The organism is Algimonas porphyrae (assembly GCF_041429795.1).
Taxonomy (GTDB): domain Bacteria; phylum Pseudomonadota; class Alphaproteobacteria; order Caulobacterales; family Maricaulaceae; genus Litorimonas; species Litorimonas porphyrae.
In genome coordinates, this window is record NZ_CP163424.1 from 1,329,479 (window position 1) to 1,345,244 (window position 15,766).

The window sequence follows — 15,766 nt, forward strand, 5'->3', positions numbered from 1 at the left end:
GTCGTGGACTCGCTCTTCTCGCACTTCAACTATGTCGTCGTCATTATCCTGATGATGACCGGCCTGCATGTCGTCTTCGCATCCCGGAACATGATCAAGAAGCTGGTCGGGCTGGCCGTGTTTCAGACGTCCGTCTTTCTCTTCTATATTACCCTCGCCAAGATCGCGTCGGGTCAGCCGCCCATTCTGGAAAAGGACCCCAATTCCAAGACGGGCTATGATGATCACAGCGCCTTTATCGAACCAGTGCAGCTGGCCGCGTCGGGCGATGTCTATGTGTTGCCGGGGCAGGGCAGCGAGCTGATCTATTCCAATCCGCTGCCGCATGTTCTGATCCTCACGGCCATTGTGGTCGGTGTGGCGACGCTTGCAATCGGACTGGCACTGACGGTGCGTATTCGTGAAGTCTACGGGACGATCGAAATGGACGCGGTCGAAGCTCAGGACTTCGAATATAATCTCGAAGGGATCGAGCGCTGATGGCCCCGCTCTTTGCCAGCTGGCTCGCCGATCACGGCGCGGCCTTTGCCATCGCCTTGCCGCTGCTGGCTGCAGCGATCACGGCCTTATTGCCGAAAGTGCGGCGTCTGCCCTGGGCTGTCGCGCTGCTGGTCTCGGCCATCGTGACGATAGCCGCCTATGCCGTACTGCAAACGCAGGTCGATCTGGGCAGCTTCATCTACCGCATGGGTGGATGGGAGCCGCCTCACGGGATTTCCCTGAAGATCGATGCGGTCAATGCGCCGATCCTGCTGCTGATTGCCGCCATGGGTCTGATGACCCTCGTCTATTCAGCACCGTCTGTCGAAGCCGAAGTCCAGACCAAGAAACGCGCGCCTTTCTACGCAGCCTTTCTGCTCTGCATGGCCGGGCTGTGCGGCATGGTGGTTACGGGCGATGCCTTTAATGTTTTCGTCTTTCTCGAAGTCAGTTCGATCTCAACCTATACGCTGGTGGCAATGGGAGCGAACCGGGACCGGCGTGCCTTGTCGGCGGCCTTCAACTATCTGATCCTCGGCTCGATCGGGGCGACGTTCTTCGTCATTGGCGTCGGTTTTCTCTATGCGGAAACCGGCACGCTCAACATGGACGATATGCAGCGTATTCTTGCCAATCTCGATGGTGGGTCCCGGGTCGCACAGGTCGCGTTCGGCTTCATCGTCGTCGGGCTGGGCCTGAAGCTGGCCATGTTCCCGCTGCATACCTGGTTGCCCGGCGCTTATGCCTATAGCCCGACCATGGTCACGGTCTTCCTGTCCTCCACGGCGACCAAGGCCGCGCTCTATCTCATGTACCGGTTCAGCTTCAATGTGTTCGACCCGAGCTTCGATTATGTCGCGGTGGTGCTCACCTACATCGTGACGGCGCTGGCTGTGACGGGCATGATCTTCTGTTCGCTGCAGGCATTTTTCCAGACCGATATCCGGCGCACACTCGCGTTCAGTTCCGTTGCACAGGTCGGTTATATGCTGCTTGGCATCGGCCTGATCAGCATGTCGGGACTGGCCGGTTCCTATCTGCATCTGATCAATCACGCAGTCGTCAAGGGCGGCTTGTTCCTGGCGCTCGGGGCCATGTGGTACCGGTTCGGGATCGTCCGTCTTGATGATATGGCGGGTCTTGCCAAGACCATGCCGATCACGACCGCCGCGTTCACCATTCTCGCCTTCAGCCTGATCGGTGTGCCGTTCACAGCCGGCTTCGTCTCCAAGGTCGCGCTCGCCGAAGCCGCAGCCGAACAAGGCTGGTGGTGGGCCGTCGGCGTTATCATGATCACTTCGATCATTGCGCTGTTCTATATGGGGCGCATGATGATGATGGCCTATTTCCGTGACCCGCCCATGGTGGACGGTGTTGCGGTCAAGCGTAATGAAGCGCCGCCATTGATGCTGATTCCGATGGTAGGACTGGCCCTCCTGTCCATCATGATTGGTGCGCGCGGACATGTCCTGCTGACCGAAATCAGCGAGAATGCGGCCCGTGTTCTCATTCCCGGGGGCGGGCTATGAGCTTCGGTCCCGAAATGGCGCTGGCATCGCTGATGTTGATCCCGCTAGCGGCAGCGGGGTTGATCCCGCTCATCGGTCCGCGCTGGCCCAATCTGCGCGAAGCGGTGACATTCCTGGCGGGCCTCCTGCTACTGGCCAACGTCATCTATCTTTGTGGACTGGTATCGACGGGCGCGCGACCCGAACTTCTGATCGGCAGTTTTTCGGGCCTGTTCGAGATCAAGTTCCGTCTGGAGCCGCTCGGCGCGACCTTTGCCGCGATTGCGAGCTCGCTCTGGATCGTGAATTCCATGTTCACGCTGGGTTATATGCGCGGCAATAATGAGAAAAACCAGACGCGCTTCTTCACCTTTGTCGCCATCGCCATCGCCTCGGCCATGGGGATTGCCGCGTCGGCCAATCTGATCACCCTGTTCATTTTCTACGAAGCCCTGACAATTTCGACCTTCCCGCTCGTCAGCCACAAGGGCGATGCCAAGGCGCGCAAAGGGCTGACCATCTATACGGTGATCCTGATGGGGACATCGCTGGGCTTGTTGCTGCCAGCCATCATCGGCACGCAGGTTATTGCAGGCTCAATCGATTTCGTCCCGGGCGGTGTCTTCGGGCCTGACGCGTCCCTGCTGGCGACATCCACACTGCTTGTCCTGTTCGCTTTTGGTATCGGCAAGGCCGCGCTTATGCCCGTCCACCCCTGGCTGCCCAACGCCATGGTCGCGCCGACGCCGGTCTCTGCATTGCTGCATGCGGTGGCGGTCGTGAAAGCAGGCGTTTTCACCATGTTGAAAGTGGTGGTCTACACATTCGGTACGGACATTACTCTGGCGACGCCGTCTTCCGAATGGCTCGCCTGGATCGCCGCTTTGTCCATTGTCATCGCGTCCATCATCGCGCTGCGACAAGATAATCTGAAGGCACGTCTGGCCTATTCAACGGTCTCGCAACTTTCCTACATCACCCTGGGGGCGATGCTCGCAACCAGCTGGGGCATTCTCGGTGGCGGTCTGCAGATCGTCATGCATGCCTGGGGCAAGATCACGCTCTTCATGGTCGCGGGGGCCATCTATACAATTGCGCACCGCACCAATGTCAGCCAGCTCGACGGCCTTGGACGCAAGCTGCCCTGGGTATTCGGCGCGTTCCTTGTTGCCAGTATCAGCCTGATCGGTGTGCCGCCCTTCGGTGGCTCATGGCCCAAATTCTATCTGATGTGGGGTGCGCTCGATTCCGGCAAGGCGGTACTGATGGCCGCGCTGATCGTGTCGAGCCTGCTTAACATTCTCTATCTGATGCCAATCGCGATCCGGGGGTTCATGAAGCCGCCTGCGGATCCTGCGGCAGATGCCGCCATCGCGCTGGAAGCGCGCAAGCATCGCTGGGTGATCATACCGCCCGTCATCACCGCCATCGGCACGCTGGTTCTATTCTTTGCCGCACCGTGGATTATCACCTTCCTGGAGCCGATCTTATGAGCTCTCAGTCTGGATCCGATCCCGAAGTCCGCAGCGATTACGGCATTCACCCTGCCGCCCGGCCTTTTCTGTTTCTGGGTGATCCCAAGATCAAACGGAACTTTATCTGGCTGCCACTGGGCGGTCTTATCATCGCCTCCATTCTCGGTGTGCTGCATCCGCAAAAACATCCCGCCCCTTGGGAAATGATCGGCGGCACGCCCATTCCGGGAAGTTGGGCAATTTTTGGCTTTATCGCCTATTCCTTTATCGTCTTCGCCGCGCCCGTCCTGTTCAAGCTGCTGGCGCGAAAGGAAGATTTCTACGGCGAAGGCGGCTTGCCCGATCCCGAGGTGAGCACCGATCCGGAGATCACCGGGGAGGCGCATCATGACTGATACCATCCTGGGACAGATCAATCCCGGCCTGTGGGTCATCGTCGCCGGTCTGATCTGCGCGCTGATGCCTGCCAATGCGCTGCGCAAGGGGCTGGCCGTTGTAGCGCCGGTCTTCGCAGCGATCATGATTTTCCTGATCTATGACCGGGCGGGTCCGATCGAAGGGTCGCAGTTCAACGGCGTTCTGGCGGGGCAATTCTATATTGGCGATGTGCTGCTGACGACTCTGCGGATCGATACGCTCTCCGTCGTCTGGGGCTATCTCTTCTGTCTCGCGGGCTTCATCAATGCGATCTACGCCCTGCATGAAAAGTCCTGGATCACGGACAGTTCGGCGCTGGTCTATACGGGTGCGGCCGTTGCGGGCGTGCTGTCAGGCGACATGCTGACGCTGTTCCTGTTCTGGGAATTTACGGCGATTTCCTCGGTCTTCCTGGTCTGGCAGGGCGGCGACCGGGCCTATGCGGCGGGGATACGCTATCTCGTCATCCAAGTGCTGTCGGGCGTGTTGCTGCTGGCCGGAGCGGTGATCTATGCCGGGTCGAAAGGCGGGGACTTCACATTCGGATATATCGGTATCGACTCGCCCGGTGCGTGGCTGCTGCTGATCGGGATGGGCATCAAGGCCGGTTTCCCCATGCTGCATATGTGGATGCAGGATGCCTATCCGAAAGCGTCGATCACCGGGACGGTCATTCTGTCCGCCTTCACGACCAAATTCGCCATTTATGCGCTGGCGCGCGCTTTTCCGGGCACGGATATTCTGATCTGGATCGGCTGTATCATGACCATGTTCCCGGTCTTCTTCGCGGTGATCGAAAACGATCTGCGACGTGTCCTGGCCTACTCGCTCAACAACCAGCTGGGCTTCATGGTGGCGGGTATCGGGATTGGGACGACCATGGCGATGAACGGCGTGGTCGGACAGGTCTTCGTCCATGTCATCTTCAAGAGCCTGCTTTTCATGTCGATCGGTGCCGTCATTCACCGGACGGGGACGGCCAAGGCGTCCGAACTGGGCGGCCTGTTCCGAAGTATGCCCTACACGACCGTGCTCTGTCTGATCGGGGCCGGGTCGATCGCGGCCTTCCCCTTGCTGGCCGCCTTCGTCACCAAGGCGATGATCCTCGCCGCCGCTATCGATGAACATCTCTGGGTGCCATTTGCGATGATGCTGTTCGCCTCCGCGGGTGTGATGGAACATAGCGGGATCAAGGTGCCGCATTTCACCTTCTTCGCCCACGATAGCGGACGCCGCGTCAAGGAAGCGCCGTGGAACATGCTGGTCGCGATGAGCCTGGCTGCGGTGCTGTGTATCGTGCTGGCCTGGCCGTGGGGCGGCTATGACATCCTCTATTCGCTGATGCCCTATGTGACGGATTACAAACCCTATACGTGGGATCACGTCGTCTTCCAGTTGCAGCTGCTGTTTGCGGCGATCTTCGCCTTTACCTTGTTGAAGCGCTACAAGCTCTATCCGGCTGAACGACGCGCGGAGATTGTCGATGTCGATGTGCTGTATCGCAAGCTTGGCAGGAATGTCGCGGTCTGGGCCGATGCCGTCTGGGTGCGTCTATCGGCGCGCATGTCCAGCTGGCGCAAGCTCGGTATGAAACGTGCTGGTCGCAGACTCTATCAGGCGTTCTCGCCAGCCGGAGCGCTCAGCCAGGCCGCGCCGTCCGGATTACCCGCTGTGCTGACGGCCGCCGTGCTCGTCTTCGTGCTGATCTTTGCCTATGTCGCCGGGACCTGATCCGGCGGATGAGGCCCGGCTGGCACTGACGGCGCAGGTGCTAGCGGCCTATGTCGGAAACCACACGGTGGCTTCGTCCGACATTCCGCAGCTCGCAAGGACCATTCATCAGTCACTGGCCGACGCCGCCATGCCGGCAACAGCGTCTCCGGATCGCGCGCCAGCCGTCCCGATTGCGGAGTTGATCACGGACGCGCACCTGATCTGTCTCGAAGACGGAAAGCCGTATCAATCGCTGAAGCGCCATCTGCGCGTCGCCTATGGGTTGAGCCCAGATGATTACCGCAAGAAGTGGGGCCTGCCGCGCGATTATCCGATGGTGGCCCCGGCCTACGCCCGCCGCCGATCGGAGTTGGCGCGCCAATCTGGATTGGGGAAACCCGGTTCGGACAAGACGGAGTGACGCGAACTCGATCTGCCGCGTCTGAATATAACTCAGTTTAATTTCTCATCAGCCTCGGCGAGAAGCCCGGCGAATTATTAAGCGAAACGATTCGGGAGCGAATCAAAAAAGCGACTCATTTCGAGTCCGGGCCGCTATTTATGGTTAACGAACCCTTGTCGCCGATTCGCCGATCCCCGATGGTCTGATTCGTGGGAGCGAGTAGAACGGGACGGGGGAGACAACGTGCTCAAGGGGAATGCGCTACGGCACCAGATGGTGCTGCCGCAGCAACAAGCGATCTATGATTATTGGCGGCGGCAGTGCCAGGGTGGTAGATTGCCCACACGCGCCGACATCGAACCCGCCGAGATTTCCGCCCAGCTGCCGATGATCACCTTGACCGAATGCCGGGACGGTGAAGCGGGTCGCCGCTACCTGTTTCGTCTGGCCGGAACCGGCTTCTGGCGTTTCTACGGCGACGAAATTCAGGGCCTTCACGTCGATGAATTACCCATCGGTTGCCGGGCGGATTACTGGCACCGTGTTCTCGATATGGTGGTCGATCAGAAGCGCCCCTTCCACGGTGTGACCAAACCCAATACCCCGATGGGATCGCATCTTGCGCAGTTCTGGCTCCGGCTTCCGCTCTCGGAAGATGGTGTCACCGTGACAACAATCCTCGGTTATGACCATATCTGCCCGCTGGAAACGGCTGTTCAGCCGCAGCCGACGCAGAAAAAACTCTACGCCTGATTCAATGATCTAGAGAAAAATCTGCCACTTTCGGGTGGAAGGCCTCGTCATGCCCTCGAAAAGGGTATAGGAATATAATCCTCGCTATCGTGCTGCCGCTTTATGGTCGTCGGCAGAGATGAAGGAGGATATATGTCTCGCCGTAAATCGACCAACCCCAATGATCCGGCCCGCGCTCGCCTCGCTCTGGCCGCCGCAGCAATCGAATTCGGCGTCCCCGATCTCGACATCACCCGTCCGCACCAGCGCGCACCCCTGACCGATTATGCGCGGCAGGTGGCCATGTACCTCAGTGCCTGCAGTTTCGGCATGACGATGACCCGTATCGGGGAGTTGTTCGGACGAGACCGGACGACTGTCAGCCATGCTATTCGCGTGATCGAGGATGGGCGGACGGACCCTGTGCTCGATGCCAAGCTCGAGCGACTGGAACGCTGGCTCGTCCGCGCGCCCCGTATGGCGGACGCACAATGAAGAGCCCGCGCAGCGCCCGCCTCCATGACGAGCAATTGTTACGCAGCCTTCTGGCGAGCGACGGCCTGATCCGCCGTGAGCCGCTGAGCGAGGATTGGCCGGCCTATGTGAGGGGCGATAAACGCAAACGTCCGCTCTTCTGGGTCAATTGCGCCGATATAGACCGGCTGATCGCCGATGGGGCGCTGATTGCAACGGAACGCGGCATTGGCCCGTCTGGGCCTACACGTCGGCGCCTGCAATATGGGTCATCCGCCTTCGAGATGGAGGAGCGCGTCGAATACATCCCCTCGGGCGTGGAGAGACCTGTGCGTCGCAATGTACGCGGCTCCGTGATCGAAAGGCTGGCCCGCCGTCAGGACGCGCAGGATCGACCGATCCTGACAGCGGCTCAGATCACAGCGGCGCAGCGCTATACGCATTCTCTGCTTGCTGCGGGGGAAGGGCGCGTCGGCTCAAGCGCACAGACCCAGCCCAAAGTCGATGGAGCGTGGCGTCACGATTCCGCGGAGAGGGCTGCGCTGGCACGTATCGACGCCGGCAAGAGCTTGCAGGCGGCGCGCATGGCGGTCGGCGATGACATGGCGCGGTTACTCAACGCCATCTGCGGGGCGAATGAACGGCTAGAGGCGATTGAACGGGCAGAGCGCTGGGCGCGCGGCACGGGCCTGATCGTGCTCCGCATGGCGCTGGATATTCTCAGCCGGCATTACGGCACCGTTGTGGGCGAGGGGCCGCGCCCCCTGTCCATTGACCCCCAATCCCCCTGCGCCGAAAGACCTGTCCACCCCTTGGATGCGGATGCAGCCTGATTGATCCCCGTTCTGCCGCGCCGGGCTAGCTTGATGCCATGACCCGCTCAGACACTGAAACCTGTTCCGATCCCAAACATGCGCAGCCTGTAACGGCGAATGATCTGATCCGCGCTTTGCAGGCCCGCCTCTTAGCCTTGGGCGATACGCAGGACGCCTTGTCGGTGAGTGAAATCGAACGGACGGCCAAGGCTATCACCCAGATGATCAACAGTCTCGAACGGGCCGAGGGGTTTTTGCGCGACAGGACAGGCGTCCCCCAGCCAGGAGATCGGCTGGAAGGCGACGCCAGACAGGCATTCCTGCGAAAACTTAAACGCCTTGTTGCGACCGGTATTCTGGACGAACTTGATGACTGACATATCGGACCTGCAACTAAGCGCATGGTTCAGCGATAGTGAGACCGCTTCGATCAATTGTGATTGGGGCGCGTTTGCGCGGTGCGATCAGAGAGCGCCTGACAACCCCGACTGGTCCGTCTGGCTCCTGCTGGGCGGTCGCGGTTCGGGCAAGACGCGGGCCGGTGCGGAATGGGTTCTGGAACAGGTCCGGCAGGGGGCACGACGTATCGCGCTGATCGGGCCGACATTGCACGATGCGCGCGAAGTCATGCTAGGCGGCGATAGCGGCCTTCTGAATGTCGGTTTTCGCAATGAACGGCCCCATTATGAGCCGACACGTCGGCGGCTGGTCTTTCCCAGTGGCGCGATCGCCTATCTGTTTTCAGCACATGAGCCGGACAGTCTGCGCGGTCCGCAATTCGACGCGGCCTGGGGCGATGAATTCTGTGCCTGGCGGGATCCGGATGCCGTGCTGTCCAATCTGCGTCTCGGCCTGCGACTAGGGTCAAGCCCGCGTCTGACTCTGACCACCACACCGCGTCCCATGCCTGCACTGGACCGACTGATCCATGCGCCCGGCACCTGCGTAACCCGGTCCCGAACCCGCGACAATGCGGACAATCTTGCGCCGGGTTTCATTGCGGCGATGACCGATCTTTATGGCGGAACGGCGCTAGGTCGGCAGGAACTGGACGGGGTCATTGTTCGCGATCATCCCGGTGCGATTTTTCAGCGTGGCGATATCGACAAGGCGCGGGTGAAGAATGCGCCGCCGCTGGGTCATATTCTAATCTGTGTCGACCCGCCGGCCACGTCTGGTCCCAAGTCGGACCGCTGCGGTATTATCGTCGTAGGACGGGCGCGCCGGGACGGCACGGCTCACGCCTATATCCTGCAAGACGCGACCGTGTCGCGCGCCCGCCCCGAAACCTGGGCCCGGCGGGTTGTCGATCTGTTTCACGCTCATGCGGCGGATGCCATTCTGGTCGAGTCCAATCAGGGCGGAGAGATGATCGAAACGGTCATCGCCCAGGTCGATGCCGATGTGCCTGTACAGCGCCGCCACGCGGCCCGCTCAAAGGCGCGTCGGGCGACGCCCGTCGGGTTGATGTATGCACGCAGTCGCGTCCACCATGTGGGCAGACTGGATGATCTGGAGGACGAGCTGTGTGCGTTCGGCTCGGACGGCGCAAAAGGCAGTCCTGACCGGATGGACGCGCTGGTCTGGGGAGTCTCGGAATTGCTGCTTCAGACGCAAACCCCACGGCTTCATTTTCTTTAACCGCGCATTTACCCTGTTGGCGTCATAGTTCATGCAATCCAGGAGGGGTGCCGTCTTGCGGGATGGTCAAAGGTGCGACTATGTCAAAAACCGTGAAATCGAAGCGGCGTCAGACAGCGGACTTGCAAATCAGATTGCGACAGACCGATCGGGAACTCGGTCAGCTCAACTGGGAGCTGGCGCAGGAACTGGTCACGCTTGCCGATCAGGCCAATAATCCCGAACCCCTGATCGAAGCCGTCGAAGCGCTTCGGTCCGCCAAACGCTACTATTCTTTCGAAGACGCGCCACGCGAACATGCGCTGATTCAGCAATCCATTGCGGATACGCTTCTGATTCTGGGCCGCCGCACAGGGGACCGGGAAGCGCTGCAAACCGCACGCGACGCTTATCGCGGTGCCATTACGCTGGCCTCGCTTCTGTCCGATGAGGCTCTTCGCGACGCTTTGCGGATCAATTACCGCGAGACTCAGACCTTGCTGGGTGAGACGCTGCAGAGCGCGGCCCTGTTCCGGGTCGCCTGATCCGGCAATCAATCCGCGCGAACGCGGATGGAAAATTCTTGTCTTTCAGGCCGCTGAAAGAAAATCAGCCGAATAAATCCCCGCTATTCCGAATGGGGTCATAAAAGACCTATCGCTGCTCAAAGGGTTTGGGCACCGATGGGAACCACCATCATGAAATTGCCTTTCACGGGCCGCACGCTCAGTCCGCGCGTTGCGCCTGCTCCTGCCTTGCTGGCCGATGAAACCAAATCCGGTGACGCGCCGCTGGTCGCCGTCGAACTGTCGCGCCGCGCCTGTTTCACCAGCCCTGATTTCGTCTCCCTCTGCCGCGAAGGATTTGCGCGCAATCCTGTCGTCTATCGCTGTGTGCGCATGATTGCGGAAGCGTGCGCGTCTGTACCGCTACTCGGCGACGGCCTGCCGGATGAGGCCGCCGAAGTGCTGGAGCGCTTCTACGGCTATCTCCAGGTTTCAGGCAGCGCCTATCTGCAGGGTGTCTGGCTGGACGGGGACCTCGTCGGATTGCGCGCGCTGCGTCCCGACAGGGTCAGCGCCCTGACGGATGCGGCTGGACGTCCCGCAGGATTTGGGATCCGCACCGACAAGGCCCGCAGCGTCCATCGTCGCGATCCGTTGAGCGGTCAGTGCGAGATCATGGCGCTGACCCTGTTCGATCCGCTATCCGACGTGGATGGACAGTCGCCCTTGCGCGCCGCGGCGACGAGTATCGATCTGCACAATCAAGGCACGCGTTGGGCCAAGGCCCTGCTCGACAATAGCGCGCGCCCATCCGGTGCGCTCGTCTATAAGGGCGGATCGGGCGACAGGCTGTCGCGTGATCAGATCGACCAGCTCAAAGCCGAACTGGAACAGGGCTTTACCGGCCCGGCTCGCGCTGGCCGTCCGATGGTGCTGGAAGGCGGGCTCGACTGGAAGACGATGGGACTCAGCCCCTCCGACATGGATTTTACTCAGGGTCGTCGCGAAGCCGCTCGCGACATTGCGCTCGCATTCGGCGTCCCGCCCATGCTGCTCGGCATTCCGGGCGACAATACTTACGCGAATTATGCCGAGGCGAACCGTGCTTTCTGGCGCCAGACCGTCATTCCTCTTGTCGGGCGTACGGCGCGCTCTCTCAGCCGCTGGCTGACGGCAGCAGGGCAAGACGTTTCGCTGAACCCGGATCTGGATGCAGTCCCGGCCCTGGCGGCGGAGCGGACGGCGCTATGGGCGCGGATCGATGCGGCGAGCTTCCTCGACATCGATGAGCAGCGTGATCTGGCAGGCTTGGGACCGCGCGGGGACGGCGCATGACCATGACGGTAATGGGACCGGTCCGGCTTGAACGGACAATCACGTTCGGTCTGATCATGACACTGATCCTGCAGACGGCCGGAGGGCTCATCTGGGTCGGGGCTGCCGAAGCGCGTCTGACCGAACTGGAACATGAATTTGAAAGCCAGCTCGCCATCAGTGAACGGCTGGCACGGCTCGAGGGGGAAACCGCGATCATGCGCAGCAGCGTGCTTCGGATCGAACAGACTCTCGTTCGGACCAAAGGCGACAGGCCATGACCGCCGGCCTGAAGATTTCCGGCTATGCGTCGCGCTTCGACGAGCGTGACGCTGGCGGTGACAGGGTGCGGCGCGGGGCCTTCGCCGCTTCGCTACTCAGCCGCTCCACATCCCTGCCCATGCTGTCCGACCACCAACGTCAGATCGGCGTCTGGGACCGTGTGACGGAAGACGGCACCGGACTGTTCGTGGAGGGCCGCGTGACGGATCCGGCGCTGACGCGACTGATTACAGCCGGAAAGGTCAACGGCCTGTCGATCGGCTATCGCACCCGCCGCGCTACGCCGCGCGAGGGTGGGCGCGACCTGCTCGACCTGGACTTGCGCGAAATATCCGTCGTCGCCTTTCCGATGCTGGGCTCCGCCCGGATCGACACAGTTTCTGAACCCGTAACCGAACGCACCAACCACAGGAGACTTGCGTGACTACCCCAATTCTGGAGACCAAAATGGCGAGCGATGATTTCGCCGCAACCTTTGCGGCCTTTCGCGAGGCCAATGACGAACGTCTGACCGAAATCGAGAAAAAGGCCGCTGCCGATCCCTTGCTCGACGCGAAAGTCGACCGGCTGAACAAGCGACTGGAGACCTTGTCGCTCAGCCTGTCGCAACCCGCATTGAGCCAGCCCGTCGACGAAGCCAAGTCCGCTTGGGACCGGTTCATTCGCACGGGTGATGAAACGGCGCTGATCGAAGCCAAATCCCTCTCGTCCAGCGATGGCAGTGGGGGGTTCATCACCCCGATCGAAACGGAAAACCGCATCGACAGTGTTCTTGAAGCCGCCTCGCCATTCCGGCGCATCGCCACGGTTCGCAAGATCGGGGCGGGACGGTTTCGCAAGCCTGTCGGGACTGGCGATGCCACATCCGGCTGGGCCGGGGAGTCAGACGCCCGGCCTCAAACGACGGCGCCGTCCCTGACGCTGATGGATTTTCCTGTCGGCGAGCTTTACGCCATGCCGGCCGCGACGCAGGCGTTGCTGGACGATAGCGTGGCCGATGTTGATGCCTGGCTCGCCGAAGAGGTCCGCGATGTGTTCGCCGCGCAGGAAACTGCCGCATTCGTCAACGGAAACGGGCAGAATAAACCCAAGGGTCTGCTATCCTATCAAGACGGTGCGGATGCGCTGGCGGTCGTGAAAACGGGCGTGAACGGCAGTTTTGCGGTGGGATCGCAGATCGATGCACTGATGTCCCTGATTTACACGCCCAAGTCCAAATTTCGTCCCGGTGCGTCCTTCATGATGAACCGCAGGACGCTTTCGGAAATCCGCAAGCTGAAGGATGCAGACGGCAACTATATCTGGACGCCGCCCAGCACGATCGGCGAACCGAGCCAATTGCTGGGTTATGCCGTGACAGAGGCTGAGGACATGCCGGATATCATCGATAACGGTCCGGCCGTCGCATTCGGTGACTTCCGCCGCGGCTATCTGATTGTGGACCGTCAGGGCATCCAGGTGCTGCGCGACCCCTATTCCGCAAAGCCCTATGTGTTGTTCTACACGACCAAGCGTGTCGGCGGCGGCGTGCAGGACAAGAACGCCTTCGCTCTGCTGGAATTTGCCGAATAACCCTCTCTGACGCGGTGATCGCCGCAGTCAGTCGCAGGGCCAGCCTTTTCACAAGGAACTCTGCGAAACATGCTTGCGATCGGACCCGTGACCGGTCGCCGCCACTTCATACCCGCCTTCACGGCGGGTTTTTCTTTGCCATTCTGGAGGGACCCCATTCATGCTGATCGATCTGGATGACCCGCCGGTCGAGCCGATTACGCTCGCCGAAACGAAAACCTTTCTCCGCGTCGATCACGACGATGATGACGGCTTGATCGCAACGCTGATCGCGTCGGCGCGGCAGACGCTGGAAAACCATTTGAATGTCGCCATGATCCGGCGATCCATGCAGCTCTCGAGCCCGGCGACCGACGAGTTCCGCTTGCCGCGCTGGCCTGTCACCAGCGTCGAGACCGTTCTGGTCGATGGCGAACAGGCCACGGATTATATTGTCAATCTGCGTAAACGCCCTGCGACAGTCTGCGCAAGTGCCATGGATCATGTCGAGATCGCCTTTACGGCGGGTTACGGCACGGAACCATCCGACATTCCGGCCCCCTTGCGACAGGCGCTCTTATTGCTGGTCGCCCAAGCTTACGAACATCGGGACGCCACACCGTCCACCTTGCCGCTGATGGTCGATGCGCTGACCATGCCTTACCGGGTGGTCGGACTGTGATCGGCCAGTTGCGCCACCGCATCGGGATCTACGCGCCGAGCCGGATCGCCGATGATCTGGGCGGGACCGTCACGAATTGGACGTTTCAGCGCGCCGTCTGGGCCGCTGTCGAACCGCGATCCCTGTCCGAAACACAGACGAACGGCCGTCTCAGCGTCACGCAGACCTTTCGGGTGACGCTCCGCTTTCGCAGCGACTTCCCCCGTCTGGCTCGCCTTGTCTGGCGCGGTCGGACGCTGCGCGTGGTCGCGGTCAGCGACCCCGATACGCGGCGTGAACGTCTGCATCTAATTTGTGAGGAGGAACGCCAATGAGCAGCGTCAATCTGGCTGAGGCCGCACTGGCCGTGCAGCATGACATCCATACGGCGCTGGGTTTGGATCTGACTCTCCAGACGGTGCTGGGTGATCCGATCCGGGCGTATGATCATCGTCCCACGGACCCAGCCTATCCCTATCTGACTTACGGCAGCATCCGGTCAGAGGATTCCAGCGGCGATGCCGCCCCGCAATCGACCCATCAGATCACTCTGCACCTCTGGAGCCGGTATGAAGGTCGATCCGAAGTGCTCGACCTGCTGCGGCGCGTATCCGACACCATTTGCGACGCCCTCCCACAGGCGGTCGTGCCGCTTTATCTGGACGTGCTGCGCGCCCCGGATGGACGGACCTTCCACGGCCTGCTGCGACTGTCCGTGACAACCACCGAACCTTCTCAAGAGGAGACCACGCCATGAGCGTAGCAAGAGGACGCGACCTTCTGTTGAAGGTCGAAGATGAAGGCAGTTTCATGACGGTTGCAGGGTTGCGAACCAAGTCGATCCGGCTCAATGCGCAGACGGTCGACGTAACGGACATGCAGTCGAATGGCTGGACGGAATTGCTACCGGAAGCGGGCATTCGGTCCATTGCCATAACGGGCTCCGGCGTTTTCAGAGACGCGCAATCGGATGCCCTGATCCGCAGCGCCTTTTTCGCCCAGACCGTGCTCAACGCGCAGATGATCCTGCCAGGTTTCGGCACGATCACATCCCCTATTCTTGTGTCGGGACTGACCTATGGGGGCACGTTCAAGGGCGAAGCAACGTTCGAACTGACCTTGGTCAGTGCCGGAGAACCGGTCTTCATGCCGTCATGAATTATCGCGCAGGAGATGTCATGACCGAGATCGGGCCGCTGCGCCTGACGGTCGGTGGCCTAGCCGAACTGGCCGCGCGATGTGACGCCAAAACGCCAGCGGCTCTGGCTGACATGATCCGGACCTTGTGTCCGGACACGGCGCGCCACCTGCTAACCGCCTTGCTACGACCCTCCGGCAATGAAGCGGAGGTGGCGCGCCTGACCGATCAACAGGTGGCAGATCATATGCCGGCGGCATCACAGTGCATCGTCACGGCGCTTTCATGACCTGGCCATTCGATGAGTGGCACCGGCTTGCCGTGCGCCATCTGCAGCTCTCGCCGAGCGAGTTCTGGGCCATGCCGCTGGCGGACTGGCTGTCACTGATCGCGATCGACCGCTCCGCGCTGGATCGGTCAGACCTCAATAAATTGATGAAGGACCACCCCGATGGAATAGATCGGCAAGGCGGCTGACGCCGTCGCGGCGCTGGATACGGATCAGCGCTTCTGGATCGCTTTGCCTTCGATGGGCATCTGTGGACGGTCGATACGCTTGAAATCGGATCGCAGATCGACCTGACGGCGCGGCGGGCCTATTCGGCGGATCGGACCTGGCTTGCGGGAGCCACGCCCGGAACTGCGCAACCCATTGCATGGTCCGGGCCGGCGCAGCT

At 61.0% G+C, this 15,766-nt stretch carries 22 protein-coding genes; all 22 read left to right on the plus strand.

Annotation, left to right across the window (positions count from 1 at the left end; translation table 11 throughout):
- Positions 1-3: 3 nt before the first annotated feature.
- The 22 genes from AB6B39_RS06435 to AB6B39_RS06540 all read left to right on the plus strand — a co-directional run bounded on the left by AB6B39_RS06435 (position 4) and on the right by AB6B39_RS06540 (position 15,566).
- Positions 4-480 (plus strand): cation:proton antiporter subunit C, encoded by a 477-nt coding sequence (locus AB6B39_RS06435; protein WP_284369533.1) that lies wholly within the window; start codon positions 4-6, stop codon positions 478-480.
- Entirely contained in the window at positions 480-2,009 is a 1,530-nt protein-coding gene (locus tag AB6B39_RS06440) for a monovalent cation/H+ antiporter subunit D family protein (RefSeq protein WP_284369531.1), read from the plus strand. Before AB6B39_RS06435 ends, AB6B39_RS06440 begins: the two co-directional genes overlap by 1 nt.
- A complete protein-coding gene (locus AB6B39_RS06445) occupies positions 2,006-3,481 on the plus strand; it encodes a proton-conducting transporter membrane subunit (RefSeq protein WP_284369529.1) in 1,476 nt (491 codons plus the stop codon). The genes AB6B39_RS06440 and AB6B39_RS06445 overlap by 4 nt, the downstream gene beginning before the upstream one ends.
- Positions 3,478-3,858 (plus strand): hypothetical protein, encoded by a 381-nt coding sequence (locus tag AB6B39_RS06450; protein WP_284369526.1) that lies wholly within the window; start codon positions 3,478-3,480, stop codon positions 3,856-3,858. The genes AB6B39_RS06445 and AB6B39_RS06450 overlap by 4 nt, the downstream gene beginning before the upstream one ends.
- Positions 3,851-5,611, plus strand: a complete 1,761-nt coding sequence (locus AB6B39_RS06455; protein ID WP_284369524.1) for a Na(+)/H(+) antiporter subunit D — start codon at positions 3,851-3,853, stop codon at positions 5,609-5,611. Before AB6B39_RS06450 ends, AB6B39_RS06455 begins: the two co-directional genes overlap by 8 nt.
- Complete coding sequence (locus AB6B39_RS06460; protein ID WP_371398724.1) at positions 5,595-6,014, plus strand: MucR family transcriptional regulator; 420 nt, start codon at positions 5,595-5,597, stop codon at positions 6,012-6,014. The genes AB6B39_RS06455 and AB6B39_RS06460 overlap by 17 nt, the downstream gene beginning before the upstream one ends.
- 225 nt (positions 6,015-6,239) lie before the next feature.
- Positions 6,240-6,749: a PAS domain-containing protein gene (locus AB6B39_RS06465; RefSeq protein ID WP_284369520.1), complete on the plus strand. Its 510-nt coding sequence runs from the start codon at positions 6,240-6,242 to the stop codon at positions 6,747-6,749.
- A gap of 132 nt (positions 6,750-6,881) precedes the next feature.
- Entirely contained in the window at positions 6,882-7,223 is a 342-nt protein-coding gene (locus AB6B39_RS06470; RefSeq protein ID WP_284369518.1) for a helix-turn-helix domain-containing protein, read from the plus strand.
- Positions 7,220-8,035 (plus strand): DUF6456 domain-containing protein, encoded by an 816-nt coding sequence (locus AB6B39_RS06475; RefSeq protein WP_284369516.1) that lies wholly within the window; start codon positions 7,220-7,222, stop codon positions 8,033-8,035. The genes AB6B39_RS06470 and AB6B39_RS06475 overlap by 4 nt, the downstream gene beginning before the upstream one ends.
- A gap of 38 nt (positions 8,036-8,073) precedes the next feature.
- Positions 8,074-8,394 carry a hypothetical protein gene (locus AB6B39_RS06480; RefSeq protein WP_284369514.1) on the plus strand — a complete coding sequence of 107 codons (321 nt, stop codon included), beginning with the start codon at positions 8,074-8,076 and terminating at the stop codon, positions 8,392-8,394.
- Positions 8,387-9,658, plus strand: coding sequence for a DNA-packaging protein (locus tag AB6B39_RS06485; RefSeq protein ID WP_284369512.1), 1,272 nt, complete (start codon positions 8,387-8,389; stop codon positions 9,656-9,658). The genes AB6B39_RS06480 and AB6B39_RS06485 overlap by 8 nt, the downstream gene beginning before the upstream one ends.
- 80 nt (positions 9,659-9,738) lie before the next feature.
- Entirely contained in the window at positions 9,739-10,182 is a 444-nt protein-coding gene (locus AB6B39_RS06490) for a hypothetical protein (RefSeq protein ID WP_284369509.1), read from the plus strand.
- A 153-nt stretch (positions 10,183-10,335) separates the two neighbouring features.
- The gene (locus AB6B39_RS06495; protein WP_284369508.1) at positions 10,336-11,478 is read left to right on the plus strand and encodes a phage portal protein; all 1,143 of its coding nucleotides are present in this window, start codon (positions 10,336-10,338) and stop codon (positions 11,476-11,478) included.
- Positions 11,475-11,738, plus strand: a complete 264-nt coding sequence (locus AB6B39_RS06500) for a hypothetical protein (protein WP_284369507.1) — start codon at positions 11,475-11,477, stop codon at positions 11,736-11,738. Before AB6B39_RS06495 ends, AB6B39_RS06500 begins: the two co-directional genes overlap by 4 nt.
- Positions 11,735-12,163: an HK97 family phage prohead protease gene (locus tag AB6B39_RS06505; RefSeq protein ID WP_284369506.1), complete on the plus strand. Its 429-nt coding sequence runs from the start codon at positions 11,735-11,737 to the stop codon at positions 12,161-12,163. The genes AB6B39_RS06500 and AB6B39_RS06505 overlap by 4 nt, the downstream gene beginning before the upstream one ends.
- A complete protein-coding gene (locus AB6B39_RS06510) occupies positions 12,160-13,311 on the plus strand; it encodes a phage major capsid protein (RefSeq protein ID WP_284369505.1) in 1,152 nt (383 codons plus the stop codon). The genes AB6B39_RS06505 and AB6B39_RS06510 overlap by 4 nt, the downstream gene beginning before the upstream one ends.
- A gap of 160 nt (positions 13,312-13,471) precedes the next feature.
- Positions 13,472-13,972, plus strand: a complete 501-nt coding sequence (locus tag AB6B39_RS06515) for a head-tail connector protein (RefSeq protein ID WP_284369504.1) — start codon at positions 13,472-13,474, stop codon at positions 13,970-13,972.
- The gene (locus AB6B39_RS06520) at positions 13,969-14,286 is read left to right on the plus strand and encodes a phage head closure protein (protein ID WP_284369503.1); all 318 of its coding nucleotides are present in this window, start codon (positions 13,969-13,971) and stop codon (positions 14,284-14,286) included. The genes AB6B39_RS06515 and AB6B39_RS06520 overlap by 4 nt, the downstream gene beginning before the upstream one ends.
- Positions 14,283-14,708 (plus strand): DUF3168 domain-containing protein, encoded by a 426-nt coding sequence (locus AB6B39_RS06525; RefSeq protein WP_284369502.1) that lies wholly within the window; start codon positions 14,283-14,285, stop codon positions 14,706-14,708. Before AB6B39_RS06520 ends, AB6B39_RS06525 begins: the two co-directional genes overlap by 4 nt.
- Positions 14,705-15,109, plus strand: coding sequence for a phage major tail protein, TP901-1 family (locus tag AB6B39_RS06530; protein ID WP_284369501.1), 405 nt, complete (start codon positions 14,705-14,707; stop codon positions 15,107-15,109). Before AB6B39_RS06525 ends, AB6B39_RS06530 begins: the two co-directional genes overlap by 4 nt.
- Before the next feature lie 20 nt (positions 15,110-15,129).
- Positions 15,130-15,378, plus strand: a complete 249-nt coding sequence (locus tag AB6B39_RS06535) for a hypothetical protein (RefSeq protein WP_284369500.1) — start codon at positions 15,130-15,132, stop codon at positions 15,376-15,378.
- Positions 15,375-15,566: a phage tail assembly chaperone gene (locus AB6B39_RS06540; protein WP_284369499.1), complete on the plus strand. Its 192-nt coding sequence runs from the start codon at positions 15,375-15,377 to the stop codon at positions 15,564-15,566. Before AB6B39_RS06535 ends, AB6B39_RS06540 begins: the two co-directional genes overlap by 4 nt.
- Positions 15,567-15,766 lie beyond the last annotated feature (200 nt).

Coding starts and splice junctions, on each gene's coding strand:
- AB6B39_RS06535 (WP_284369500.1), top strand. CDS start 15,130: ATGACCGAGATCGGGCCGCTGCGCCTGACGGTCGGTGGCCTAGCCGAA.
- AB6B39_RS06475 (WP_284369516.1), top strand. CDS start 7,220: ATGAAGAGCCCGCGCAGCGCCCGCCTCCATGACGAGCAATTGTTACGC.
- AB6B39_RS06515 (WP_284369504.1), top strand. CDS start 13,472: ATGCTGATCGATCTGGATGACCCGCCGGTCGAGCCGATTACGCTCGCC.
- AB6B39_RS06485 (WP_284369512.1), top strand. CDS start 8,387: ATGACTGACATATCGGACCTGCAACTAAGCGCATGGTTCAGCGATAGT.
- AB6B39_RS06480 (WP_284369514.1), top strand. CDS start 8,074: ATGACCCGCTCAGACACTGAAACCTGTTCCGATCCCAAACATGCGCAG.
- AB6B39_RS06495 (WP_284369508.1), top strand. CDS start 10,336: ATGAAATTGCCTTTCACGGGCCGCACGCTCAGTCCGCGCGTTGCGCCT.
- AB6B39_RS06455 (WP_284369524.1), top strand. CDS start 3,851: ATGACTGATACCATCCTGGGACAGATCAATCCCGGCCTGTGGGTCATC.
- AB6B39_RS06490 (WP_284369509.1), top strand. CDS start 9,739: ATGTCAAAAACCGTGAAATCGAAGCGGCGTCAGACAGCGGACTTGCAA.
- AB6B39_RS06505 (WP_284369506.1), top strand. CDS start 11,735: ATGACCGCCGGCCTGAAGATTTCCGGCTATGCGTCGCGCTTCGACGAG.
- AB6B39_RS06450 (WP_284369526.1), top strand. CDS start 3,478: ATGAGCTCTCAGTCTGGATCCGATCCCGAAGTCCGCAGCGATTACGGC.
- AB6B39_RS06470 (WP_284369518.1), top strand. CDS start 6,882: ATGTCTCGCCGTAAATCGACCAACCCCAATGATCCGGCCCGCGCTCGC.
- AB6B39_RS06500 (WP_284369507.1), top strand. CDS start 11,475: ATGACCATGACGGTAATGGGACCGGTCCGGCTTGAACGGACAATCACG.
- AB6B39_RS06540 (WP_284369499.1), top strand. CDS start 15,375: ATGACCTGGCCATTCGATGAGTGGCACCGGCTTGCCGTGCGCCATCTG.
- AB6B39_RS06445 (WP_284369529.1), top strand. CDS start 2,006: ATGAGCTTCGGTCCCGAAATGGCGCTGGCATCGCTGATGTTGATCCCG.
- AB6B39_RS06440 (WP_284369531.1), top strand. CDS start 480: ATGGCCCCGCTCTTTGCCAGCTGGCTCGCCGATCACGGCGCGGCCTTT.
- AB6B39_RS06530 (WP_284369501.1), top strand. CDS start 14,705: ATGAGCGTAGCAAGAGGACGCGACCTTCTGTTGAAGGTCGAAGATGAA.
- AB6B39_RS06460 (WP_371398724.1), top strand. CDS start 5,595: ATGTCGCCGGGACCTGATCCGGCGGATGAGGCCCGGCTGGCACTGACG.
- AB6B39_RS06525 (WP_284369502.1), top strand. CDS start 14,283: ATGAGCAGCGTCAATCTGGCTGAGGCCGCACTGGCCGTGCAGCATGAC.